Source organism: Olivibacter sitiensis DSM 17696, from assembly GCF_000427965.1.
GTDB lineage: Bacteria > Bacteroidota > Bacteroidia > Sphingobacteriales > Sphingobacteriaceae > Olivibacter > Olivibacter sitiensis.
In genome coordinates, this window is record NZ_ATZA01000032.1 from 35,522 (window position 1) to 47,579 (window position 12,058).

The 12,058-nt window shown below is 44.7% G+C and carries 9 protein-coding genes and 1 riboswitch; of the genes, 3 read left to right on the top strand and 6 right to left on the bottom strand.

Annotated elements, in window-relative coordinates:
* Window positions 1–32: 32 nt before the first annotated feature.
* Window positions 33–1,889 carry an SLC13 family permease gene (locus A37S_RS0115665; protein WP_028297808.1) on the bottom strand — a complete coding sequence of 619 codons (1,857 nt, stop codon included), beginning with the start codon at window positions 1,887–1,889 and terminating at the stop codon, window positions 33–35.
* A 281-nt stretch (window positions 1,890–2,170) separates the two neighbouring features.
* Between A37S_RS0115665 and A37S_RS0115670 the strand changes: the two genes are divergently transcribed.
* Window positions 2,171–2,575 (top strand): hypothetical protein, encoded by a 405-nt coding sequence (locus tag A37S_RS0115670; RefSeq protein WP_028297809.1) that lies wholly within the window; start codon window positions 2,171–2,173, stop codon window positions 2,573–2,575.
* A gap of 280 nt (window positions 2,576–2,855) precedes the next feature.
* Window positions 2,856–3,566 (top strand): carbohydrate-binding family 9-like protein, encoded by a 711-nt coding sequence (locus tag A37S_RS24935; protein WP_036602784.1) that lies wholly within the window; start codon window positions 2,856–2,858, stop codon window positions 3,564–3,566.
* A 53-nt stretch (window positions 3,567–3,619) separates the two neighbouring features.
* Here the strand turns inward: A37S_RS24935 and A37S_RS0115680 are convergent, their stop codons facing one another.
* The 4 genes from A37S_RS0115680 to dnaB form a co-directional block, all read right to left on the bottom strand.
* Entirely contained in the window at window positions 3,620–5,269 is a 1,650-nt protein-coding gene (locus A37S_RS0115680) for an AMP-binding protein (protein ID WP_028297810.1), read from the bottom strand.
* A 115-nt stretch (window positions 5,270–5,384) separates the two neighbouring features.
* Window positions 5,385–6,566 carry a homoserine dehydrogenase gene (locus A37S_RS0115685; RefSeq protein WP_028297811.1) on the bottom strand — a complete coding sequence of 394 codons (1,182 nt, stop codon included), beginning with the start codon at window positions 6,564–6,566 and terminating at the stop codon, window positions 5,385–5,387.
* 32 nt (window positions 6,567–6,598) lie between these two features.
* Window positions 6,599–7,657, bottom strand: a complete 1,059-nt coding sequence (locus tag A37S_RS0115690; protein WP_028297812.1) for a homoserine O-acetyltransferase family protein — start codon at window positions 7,655–7,657, stop codon at window positions 6,599–6,601.
* Window positions 7,658–7,796: 139 nt separating this feature from the next.
* A riboswitch (SAM riboswitch) is annotated at window positions 7,797–7,907 on the bottom strand.
* 117 nt (window positions 7,908–8,024) lie between these two features.
* Complete coding sequence (dnaB, locus tag A37S_RS0115695) at window positions 8,025–9,614, bottom strand: replicative DNA helicase (RefSeq protein WP_028297813.1); 1,590 nt, start codon at window positions 9,612–9,614, stop codon at window positions 8,025–8,027.
* A gap of 379 nt (window positions 9,615–9,993) precedes the next feature.
* Here dnaB and rlmB point away from each other — a divergent pair, with 379 nt between their 5' ends.
* Window positions 9,994–10,767 (top strand): 23S rRNA (guanosine(2251)-2'-O)-methyltransferase RlmB, encoded by a 774-nt coding sequence (gene rlmB, locus A37S_RS0115705; RefSeq protein WP_028297815.1) that lies wholly within the window; start codon window positions 9,994–9,996, stop codon window positions 10,765–10,767.
* A 9-nt stretch (window positions 10,768–10,776) separates the two neighbouring features.
* Here the strand turns inward: rlmB and A37S_RS0115710 are convergent, their stop codons facing one another.
* The gene (locus tag A37S_RS0115710) at window positions 10,777–12,042 is read right to left on the bottom strand and encodes a nucleoside permease (protein ID WP_028297816.1); all 1,266 of its coding nucleotides are present in this window, start codon (window positions 12,040–12,042) and stop codon (window positions 10,777–10,779) included.
* Between the last annotated feature and the right edge of the window lie 16 nt (window positions 12,043–12,058).

Genomic DNA, 12,058 nt, shown 5'->3' on the forward strand with positions numbered 1-12,058 from the left:
GTGCGATTTGGACAACAAAAAGCCATCGTGCTTCAAAATGGAAAGAGCAATGGCAGTACAAAAGCCATCACGATAGCAAAAAGAAGCTGTAATGGTAGCCCTACCTTCACGTAGTCCATGAAGGTGTATCGCCCGGCAGACATGACCAAGGCATTTGGGGGAGTGGAAAAAGGACTGGCAAAGCACATGCTTGCTGCTACCGCCACGGCAAATAGGAAGGGCAGGGGATGAACTCCCAATTCAGTGGCCGACTGTATGGCGATGGGAGCGAATAACACCGCGGAAGCCGTATTGTTGATAAATAGGGTCAGAAACGAGGTAGCTAGGTAAATGCCCACAAGCATAAATAGGGGGCCGATATTACCTAAGCTATTTACCAAAAAATTGGATATAGCGGCAGAAGCACCTGTTTTTTCCAATGCTAGAGACATCGGCAACATAGCACCGATGAGCAATATGCTTTCCCAGTTGATGGTCTGATAGGCAGCTTCTATATTGCGCAGGCAACCGGTAAATATCATGGCCACGGCAGCCAACATTACCGCCGTTACGGCAGGTAAGAGGTCAAAAGCCAAAACCAGTACCATGGATAGCATGATCAGTGCTGCCAATGGTGCCTTATAATCGAGCGTTATCTTGGAAGCTTCAGACATGGGCTGGCCTACCACCACCCATTCAGTCGTGTCCTCCTCAAGTCGGGAGATATCCTTCCATTCACCTTGTACCAAGAGTGCATCACCTGCCAATATCTTTTCATTTTTCAGGTCTTGCAGTATATAACGGCTATTTCTATGGATACCCAATATGTTGATGTTGTATTTTTCCCGGAACCCTGAGTTCCGTACTTGCTGATTGACCAGGCGCGAGTTGGAAAGGATTACGACTTCTGCCAGACCTATGTCGTCAAAGGCAATGTTTCCCGGAAAAGTCCTAGGCTTAGTATCGTCGGCGTTATTGTCTGCCCATGCCAAATGGTTTTTTTCCACAAAAGCCTTTACGTCCTCGAATTGGCCTGCAACGTACAATTTGTCTTTAGGGGCGATGACGGTTGACCGAGTAGGGAACTTGCGATTGAAAGCTTTTGTAAATGGCTTTGCTTTCTCGATCTTTTTTGAGATGCCCAAGATGGTGATATTGTACTGCTCGGCAATGTTCATCTCGTGTACTTTCTTGTTGCAGAGCGGCGAAATGGGCCTCACATGTAGGCGGTAGAGATTGTTGGAAAGTTGATATTCTTGGGCCAAGTTCTCGAGGGATTTGCCCCTCGCTTGTTTTCTTTCCGGACTTCCTTTTTCCGAAAGGAACTTACGGCTCAAAGGCCAAAGTGCGGCAATGCCTACCGCCACAACAACAAGCCCAATGGGGCTAAAGGAAAAAAATGCCAGGGCAGGGTAACCTGCCTTTACCAGTTCGTTGCTGATGACCAGGTTGGGCGGGGTACCGATAAGTGTCAACATGCCTCCCATGCTGCTGGCAAAGGCCATGGGCATCAGCAAGCGGCTGGAACTGATGTTGGTAGAAGCGGCTAGGCTCACTACGATGGGCAGCATCAAGGCAACTGTTCCGGTATTGCTCACGAAGGCACCAATGGCGGAAGTGGTCAACATGACTAATAGGTAAACGAGAAAAGGCCTGGAACCAGCCAAAAGCATGATGCGATTACTGATTTTCTTGGCCAATCCCGTTTGTATGACCGCACCCCCCACCACGAAGAGGCCGACCATCATCACAACGATGGGATGCGAAAAGCCAGACAAGGCCTCTTCAGGGCTAAGGATATTGAACAACATGAGGGATACCAGCGCACAGACGGCTACCATGTCTGACCGTACTTTCCCGATGGCGAAAAACACAACGGATACCCCAAGCACTATCAATGTGATTAACATGAATGGTTTTTCTGATTTATCTTCTCTATGCGCTTATGCCTTAGTGCCATTTTCGCGGTTTATAAAAAAGAATGGGTAAACTTAGCCAAAATGCCTCGATATGCCAAGTTTTTTGGTGTTTTTGAGTTCAGACTTATGTAGGCGCTTCGTCAATAATATAATTTCTGGCCTATATCCATCTTGGTATAATAACCACCGTCATTTTTAATCATAGCCGGCGGCAGTTTTCACAGAGAGTTATTTGTTATCTTTGACCATATAAACCATTAAACTTGACTGCTATGGAACGACCTCATTCACTGTGGGTGAAATTTTATGAAAACCTGGCCCATCTATTTTATAGCATAGCCTCGTGCGACGACCGTATCGACGACAAAGAAGTGGCTTCTGTGAAGTACTTATTAAACAATGTATGGCTCGACTTAGAACCCTCTTTCGATGAATATGGGTACGATGCTGCTTATCAGATAGAAGCGGTATTCGATTGGCTTGTGGATACAAAGCCCAGCTCGGAAAAGGCATTTCAACGGTTTTGCAAATTTGTGCAGGAGCATCCAGGCTTTGTGGACAAGAAGCTCACAACGTTAATTATCGATTCTGCTAACAAGATTGCCTATGCTTTTCGAGGTAGGAATAAATCTGAACTGGGACTGATCTTCCGTTTGGAGCAAGAACTGACCAAATAGTATATTGGATACTTATCCTTATAGATAAGCACTTGTAAATATCGGTTCCGCTTTCGCGTTGCGTGACTTTGGGAATGGCTAATGTCTGAAAATTTTGTATTAGAGTCTTTATTGCTGTTGTTTTTTTGAATATCTTCGCAATCAAATGCTTCACAAATCAATCTTCCGTCGGTCAAAAAAGAATTTTCGAGTTATTTTGATGGTCTTCTGCATTATGTATTGCCATCAATTTTACACTGTCGCTCAGTCAATTGTTCCAAAGAAATACAACTGCTATCGTGTGCGTGATAAGGTAAAAATAGATGGCAAATTGGATGAGAAATCTTGGGAAAAGGCAGAGTGGACAGATTATTTTGTGGATATAGAAGGTGATAAACAAGCTAAACCAATACAATCTACACGTGCCAAAATGCTGTGGGACGACGAATATCTCTACATAGCTGCCTTGCTGGAGGAGGAACATATTTGGGCATACCAATCGGTGAAAGATCAGATCGTATTTCATGAAAATGATTTTGAAGTATTCATTGATCCGGATGGAGATACAAACAATTACTTTGAGCTAGAGATCAACGCGATCAATAATACATTTGATTTATTTATACCTACGCCGTATAGGCATGGTGGCCAACCGGATCATGACTGGAACGTGGAGGGATTGAAATCGGCTATTTCCATAGATGGGACGCTTAATGATGCGAGCGATAAGGATAAGCATTGGATAGTGGAGCTCGCTATTCCCTTTAAGGCGCTGAAATATGATGATCTGTTAACTCCTGTACCCAGAGAGGGCACGGAATGGCGATTGAATTTCTCTAGGGTCAATTGGAAAACAGAGATAGTGGAGGGAAAGTATCAAAGGAAAAAAGATCCCGACACGGGTAAGTTGCTGCCCGAATACAATTGGGTATGGAGTCCTCAAGGGATCATCGACATGCACTGGCCGGAATATTGGGGGTACCTCATCTTTAAAGGATCAAAAGTAAAGTGATAGAGGGAAAATGTGTAATCTCATAGACACTTAGCGGATTTTTGCACCCCTCTTCATCTTTCGTCAACATTTACTATATTAAACAATTCTGTTGTAGATATTTCCCTCATCTCTTTCTTTCTGATTTTGCCAGTTATGGTGGTAGGGAAGCTATCTACAAATTTCCAATACTTGGGTATCTTATAGTGTGCTATCTGGTCAATGCATTTGTCTCTAAGCTGTTGTTCATTGGCTTGGTGACCGTTTCGCAATTTCACCCATGCCATGATCTCTTCGCCATACTTCTCACTGGGTACACCTATAACTTGTACATCTTCTATTTCTTCCAATCCGTAAAGGAATTCTTCAATCTCCTTTGGAGATATGTTTTCACCGCCGCGGATAATGACGTCTTTTATTCTACCAGTGATACTGATGAAGCCTTCTTCGTCCATTGAACCTTCGTCGCCGGTATGCAGCCATCCATTCTTATCAAGAACGGTCTCCGTAGCAATAGGGTCGTTCCAGTAGCCCAGCATCACTGAATAACCTCGAGTACAGACTTCTCCTTTTACACCTCGTTTAACGATTTTACCAGTTTGAGTATCGATGATTTTTATCTCCAGGTGGTCGTGTACTGTGCCTACGGTGCTTACTTGTTTGACAAGTGCTACGCCTACTTCTGTCTGTGTAGAAACCGGGGAGGTCTCCGTCATGCCGTAGCATACCCCCACTTCGTTCATATGCATCTTCGTTTTTACCTGTTTCATGATTTCAGTAGGGCAAGGCGATCCGGCCATAATGCCCGTTCGCAAAGAGCTAAGATCGTAGCTGTCAAAATCAACTAGGTTCAATTCGGTAATAAACATGGTAGGTACGCCATAAAGTGACGTACACCGTTCGTCCTGCACCGTTTTCAGTGTACTGGCAGGTGAGAATGAGGCAGCGGGTATTATCATCGTTGCACCATGTGAGGTGCAGCATAGGTTGCCAATGACCATGCCGAAGCAATGATAAAAGGGAACAGGTATGCACACCCTGTCGGCGGCGGTATATTTCAAGCGTTTACCGATGAAATAGCCATTGTTCAAGATGTTGTGATGGCTTAGGGTTACACCTTTTGGGAAGCCAGTCGTTCCGGAGGTATATTGAATGTTTATCGGGTCGTCAAATTGCAGACCTTCTTCTATCGTATCGATTTCGTTATCCGATATGGGGGATCCGCTTTTACAGAAGCTATCCCAGTCTTTGTCCAAGTATATTACTTCGCGAAGTGAAGGGCACTGATGCCATATTTGAGCTATTAGCGAAGCATAGTCGCTGGTTTTGAAATGGAGTGCGGAGATCAACAGGCTTACTTCCGCCTTTTGCAGTACAAAGGCCAATTCCGTGGCCCTGTAGGCAGGGTTGATGTTGACAAGGATGGCTCCTATACGTGCGGTGGCATATTGTACCAACACCCATTCAAACCTATTGGGTGCCCAAATGCCCACACGGTCGCCCTGTTTTACGCCTGCAGCCACAAAAGCTTTGGCTACTTCTGTTACCTGTTCCCAAAATGAACGGTAGGTGGCTCTATATCCTTGTTCGGTGCATACCAATGCTTCATTGTCCGGGTACTGCTCAACAGTCGCCCTTAAGTTTTCGCCAATGGTTTGTCCCAATAGCGGATTAGCGGACGCACCGCTTACATAGGAGTCTCTACGATTTTGGTTAGTATTCATAGTCGTGGCATCTTATTTCAGATGCAAGTATAAATACTATTTTGTTATTTGGTATAAAAATATTGAATAAATTGTTTAAAATGTGCTTTTTTTGAAATATTGATGTGAAGATTGATCAATCTATTTCAGCAATGAAGACACCGTCTTGCGCGATCTTTCCCCTATGAGTTATTAATTGTTTCAAATTGATCTCGCCGATTACATACTTGTATCCGTTAGCATAATAACGTTCGTCAATGCGATTAAAATGCAATAATTCTATAATGGATTCATCTTCGTAGCGCAAATAGATGCGAAGGTTGTAGTCTGTGCTATAGACTGAATTGTTTGAGGTGAGGTGCTTTTTGTACTCGTACCTGTAATCGTAACGCAGGGCGGTAATATCGGAGAGCACGGCCGAACCCGTAGGGTGTCCACCCGCTCCCTTGCCGTAAAAAAACTGCTGGTCGGCAAAGGCTGCCTGTACCACTACACCATTATATTCGTTTTCTACGGTGTAGAGTATACTCGTGCTATCAACTAGTTTTGGGAGGACGTAAAGAACCACCTGATTATTTGCTATTTCCTTGGCCGTAGGCACGAGCTTTATTTTGAAGTTTTTTTCACGGGCATATTGTATGTCTCTATGAGATAGTTTGTCTATGCCAATATTAAGGATATCATCGGGGTTTTCGTATAGCCCATACGCATGTGAGGCAACAATAGTAAGCTTGTATTTGGCATCATAGCCGCCTACGTCCAGTGTAGGGTCTGTCTCTGCATAGCCCAGGTCTTGAGCCTGTTTCAATGCTTCATTATAGTCCATGTCTTCGTTGAAAATCTTGGACAAGATATAGTTTGACGAGCCATTGAAGATGCCAGTCACAGCATGCAGCAGTTCGTTATCGTAATATTCTTCCAGGTTGCGAATGATGGGAATGGAGCCACAAACGGCACCTTCGTATAATAGGCTTGTTCCGTATTGCTGTTGTATCTCCGTGAGCTCCCTAATATGAGTGGCGATCATTTTCTTATTGGCAGATACTACATTCTTGCCATTTTTCAGTGCGGTAGTTACGATATGGTAAGCAGCTTCTGCATCATCGATTAGCTCTACTACGGTGTTTATTTCGGGATCGTCCAATATGATGGAAGCATCCGTGTGGAACAATTCTGCTGGTAAGCTTCTTTTTTTGTTTGGGTTCTTTATGACAAAGTGTTTGATAGACAGGTTGAGATTTTTGGTTTTGATAATATCATAAAGCCCTTGCCCCACTACACCAAAACCAAAAATACCTATAGTCAATTTTTTACTCATATGTTCTGATCGTCTTGCGAAATTTAAATGTGTTAATGTTGTGTCTGCAGCGGTTGATGAATATATGCCGGTCTGTTTTTTTTCAGGAAATCGGCAATCTCTTTGCTGATTAGCTTGGTCTCTATCAAGAAGCCATCATGTCCATAAAATGAATCTATGGGCACAAATTTTGCCAATGGGATATGCTGGGCAAGGTATTGCTGTTCTTCCAATGGAAACAACAGGTCGGTAGTGATGCCAATGACGAGGGTTTTTGCATTGATTTTTGACAAGGCAATGGCGGTACTTTTTCTGTTACGCCCTACATGGTGCGAGTCCATCGCCTTGCTGAGGTACCAATAGCTGTATGCGTTGTAACGATTTACCAGCTTATCTCCTTGGTAGTTTTGATAAGAGGAAGCTTTATAATGATCTAATTTGTCATCATCGACTTCCATCTGTGTGGTGCCGTAGGTTACGTAAGTCCGGTAGGATAGGAGGGCTATGCTCCTTGCTGCTTTCAATCCCTTTTTGCCGCCATCGGGATGGTTGGCGTAAAAGGTTCTGTCACTGCTAATGGCCAGACGCTGGCTTTCGTTGAAGGCTATACCCCATGGCGAATGCTGGGCATTGGTAGCCATCAAGATAAGGTGCTTGATCCTTTGAGGTTCGTCAATAGCCCATTCCACGGCCTGCTGACCACCTAAAGAGCCGCCTATGAGTACTTCGATGTCTTTTATTCCCAGGTGACTTGCCAGCAGCTGATGTGCACTTACCATGTCCCTTATGGTGATTTGCGGAAAAGATAAGTAGTAGGACAGACCCGTTTTGGGGTTTTCGCTCAGTGGACTGGTTGTGCCGTAATGTGAACCTAGAATATTCGCGCAAACGATAAAGTAATCTTCGGGATTGAAAAAGTCGTGGTTGCCAAATAGGCCAGGCCACCAGTCCATCACATTGGAATTGGCCGTTAGTGCATGACAAACCCACACCACATTGTTTCTATTGGCATTGAGCTTGCCAAAAGTATGATATGCTATTTTCAGTTTTTCCAGTTTTTCCCCGTTTTTTAGGGTAAACGCTGCGTTATGTTGATATATATGAAGTCCCATGTTTTTTAATTGTGTTGTATTAAGCATTGATGTATGTGGCCAAAATGATAGTCGATTGCCTGTAAATGGCATTAGGACTATTGCATACACATGCACATGGGAATTCGATGGAATGTTGTTTTGTTCATGTCTTCTTCACTATTTATATTCCCCAGTTTGTCTGGGACAGGATTTGGCACCTTATCCATGTCTGCTTTGGATGGTTGCCAGTGGGTCATAGAGCCGGTCTCTCGCCACTTCTTTATAAATCAAGACTCCACAATAGAGATGTTGATCAGCAGTGTATACATATATTGTATACGGCTGCAAATATACATTTATTTTTTATTTTAGGAAATCAGGAGCATTTCTTTGGCCTTAGCCTAAATTAAAACGGCGCATCCTCATCCATGTCGTTCATGCGAGATGGGCGCGTGATGCTTCCACTATCTCCCATCATGCCGCCAAATTCGGATGAAGGCATGATGCTACTTCCAAACGGATTGGCATCGTTGGCATCGGCAGACCCACCAAATGGTGCGCCATAGTCTTCATCCAGGTCTTGAAACTTGACGAACTTGCCCACAAATTTTAGGGGGACAATTCCAGTCTCACCGTTTCTGTGTTTAGCGATAATAACTTCGCCTACGCCAGCCGTTGGACGACCTTCTTCATCTTCTGTTAATCCGTAATATTCGGGACGATATAGGAATAAAACCATATCGGCATCTTGCTCGATGGAACCCGACTCACGAAGGTCGGAAAGCATCGGCCTTTTTGAGGCTCCTGGGCGACTTTCTACCGCACGGCTCAGTTGCGATAGCGCAAGTACGGGAATATTCAGCTCTTTTGCTACCGATTTCAAGGCCCTGGAAATGCTACCTATCTCTTGTTCACGGTTTCCACCGCCTTTGCCTTCTGGTTTTCCATGCATCAACTGCAGGTAATCGACTATGACCATTTGGATATCGTATTGGGCTTTGAGTCTCCTGCATTTGGCCCGAAACTCGAATACATTTAGCGCTGGCGTATCGTCTATTAAGAGAGGTGCATCCGTTAGCTTGCCAATTCTGGAGTGAAGTTGTGTCCACTCATGATCGGCCAGGGTTCCTTTGCGGAGTTTTTCCTGTTCTATTTCTGTTTCGCCGGAGATTAAGCGGTTTACGAGTTGTACGGACGACATTTCCAGCGAAAAAACAGCTACGGGTTTATCGTGCAATACCGCCGCATTTCGGGCGCAGGTGAGTACAAATGCCGTCTTACCCATAGCTGGACGTGCCGCTATGATGACAAGGTCGGAAGGTTGCCACCCCGAGGTTACGCGGTCTAGTGCCGTAAAGCCCGAAGGCACTCCCGTGAGCGAATCCGTACGGTTTCGTAACAGCTCCAAGTTGGTGACGGCCTCGCGCATAATATCATCCATTTTGCGCGTATCTCGCCGAAGGTTGTTTTGTGCAATATCGAAAAGGCTTTTTTCTGCCGTATCTAGCAGATCAAATATATCAGTTGTTTCTTCGTATGCGTTATTGATGATTTCCGTCGATATTTTTATCAGCTCCCTTTGTATATACTTTTGGGAGATGATACGGGCATGGTACTCGATATTTGCGGCAGATACCACGCGATCTGTCAGTTGCGTGATATAATACGCTCCGCCAACCATCTCCAAGCTTCCCATTTGCCGTAGCTCTGCGGTGACCGTAAGCAAATCGATGGGGGAGGATTTCTGAAATAAGCTATAGATGGCCTGAAAGATCTGTTGATGGGCATCCTTATAGAAACTTTCGGGCTTGAGAATATCGATCACGGTAGAAAGGGCGTCTTTTTCGAGCATGAGCGCCCCCAAAACAGCTTCCTCCAGGTCTACTGCTTGCGGAGGTAGTTTGCCCAAACCGCTAACGAGATTGTTCAGTTTCGTCCTTCTTTCAGCAAATGTACCTTTGTTTTTATTGGAAAAGTCTTGGTTATCCGAATTCATAAATGCAAAGGTAGTCAAAAAAGCCTATCCCGTTTTCACAACTTCTTCACAGACCAAAATAGGAAAAGGGCGGAGAAGGAAACTAGCCAAATCGGCCGGGGGAAAGAAAGCTGCACCTCCAGAAGTCAAGCTGCTCAAAATCAATAAATCTAAAATAATTATTAATGGTTTCGAGCGATGATTTAGAGACAAAAGAATATTTCACTTTTTCCACTCCCGTCTGTTGGCAATATGTTGGTATGTTTCAATTGATATTGCTTTTCAGCTAGTTATATTGGTGTGGATAAGTGTTGCCCCTGTTGATAAGCTGATGGGCCAATTTGCTTAATAGGAAAAATTGATGGCAGATTATACGTAACTTGCGCCCGAATTATTTGATATGGAACACTACACAAAACAAGCACCCAGGGATTATAACAAAATGGTATTTGGCATTCGCCCAGTGCTAGAGGCAATAGAGAATGGCAATGAGCTCGAATCCTTGTTTATACAACGTGGATTGAGTGGCGAATTGATTTCCGAGCTCAAAAACGTATTGCGTGAAAGAGCTATACCTTACAGCCAAGTTCCAGTTGAAAAGCTGAATCGGATTACGCGGAAGAATCACCAAGGGGTGATAGGGGTGATTTCGCCTATAAGCTATTACAAGATTGAAGACGTGATCCCCATGGTATACGAAAAGGGGGAGACGCCTTTTGTCCTTATTTTGGATGGAATTACCGATGTGCGCAATATGGGGGCTATAGCACGTACTGCGGCTTGTGCTGGGGTCCATGCTATCGTAGTTCCTACCAAAGGATCGGCAGAGATCAATCCAGATGCCATTAAGACCTCTGCCGGGGCATTGTATACCATTCCCGTCTGTAGACATGAGAGCTTAAATCAGGTCATGCATTTCTTACAGGCATCGGGCCTGCAAGTGGTGGCCTGTACGGAGAAAACGGACAAACTGATATACGAGCCAGATTATACTTTGCCTACGGCTATTGTAATGGGGGCAGAGGACAAGGGTATATCCAATGATATCATTCGTTCAGCAGACCATCTTGCCAAGATCCCTATGTATGGCGAGATAGCATCTTTGAATGTGTCGGTGAGCGCCGGGGTCATTATCTATGAAGCCATCAGGCAGAGAAACACATCTGCCAGTTAAGGGCAGGTACTAACCCTTTGCTGTCGCTGGTTCGTCCGAGGTTGCCGGCTCATGTCTATGCTTGAATAGAAAAGAAAACAAAAACGCTATCACCAAGGCGTAGGCCGCAAAGCTGATCCATATTTCCTGCCACATCATGCGTCCGCTATCTTCGGTGAAATATCGTTCGATGAGAAAGCCGCTCATGAAGCTACCCAGTATAGCTCCGAACCCATTGGTCATCATCATGAACAGTCCCTGTGCAGACGAGCGGATACTCGGATGGGTGCTGGTCTCCACAAATAACGAGCCCGATATGTTGAAAAAATCAAAGGCCATGCCATATACGATGCAGGACAAAATAATCATCCAAACGCCGTCTATTGGGTTGGCATAGGCCAGAAGACCAAATCGCAGTACCCAGGCCAACATGCTGATCAGCATGACCTGCTTAATGCCAAAGCGTCGTAAAAAGAACGGTATAGCGAGGATGAAAACGGTTTCCGATATTTGGGAAATAGAAAGGATGATAGTAGAATGCCTTACCACAAAGGAATCGGCATATGCCGGGATATTGCCAAAATCGGAAAGGTAGGCATCGCCGTACATGTTAGTTAATTGAAGCGCTCCCCCAAGGAACATGGAGAATATGAAAAATAAGGCCATCTTCGGGATTCGGAACAAGCGGAAGGCGTTCAATCCCAAACGGCCACTTAGCGAAGCGTTTTCCGTATTCGACCTCAACGGAGGGCAGGCGGGAAGGGTAAAAGCATAAATCCCCAGCCCGATGGCTGCGACGGCCGAAATATAGAATTGACCTGTCAATGCCTTGTTGCCGGTTAAGTCTGTCACCCACATAGCAACAACGAAACCTACCGTTCCCCAAACACGGATAGGGGGGAAGTCTTTAATGACGTCATATCCTTTCTTTTTCAATAAAGAATAGGCTATTGAATTGGACAGGGCAATGGTAGGCATATAAAAGATCATTGCCAACAGGATAACCCAAAAAAACGTTTGCGGATCATCTACATAAGGTAGGTAGAGGAAAGTACAACCGAAAAGGATGTGCAGTATACCGTAAAGAAATTCAACGTTGATCCATTTATCGGCAATGATACCGGTCAACGCGGGCATAAACAAGGAGGAAATGCCCAGGGTGGAAAAGATGGCACCAAATTCACTGCCCGACCATTGCTTGTTTTGAAACCAATATACGCCAATGGTAATCATCCAGGCTCCCCAGACAAAAAACTGCAGGAAGCTCATGAGCGTCAATCTAATTTTTATAGACATATATGCGAAGGTATAT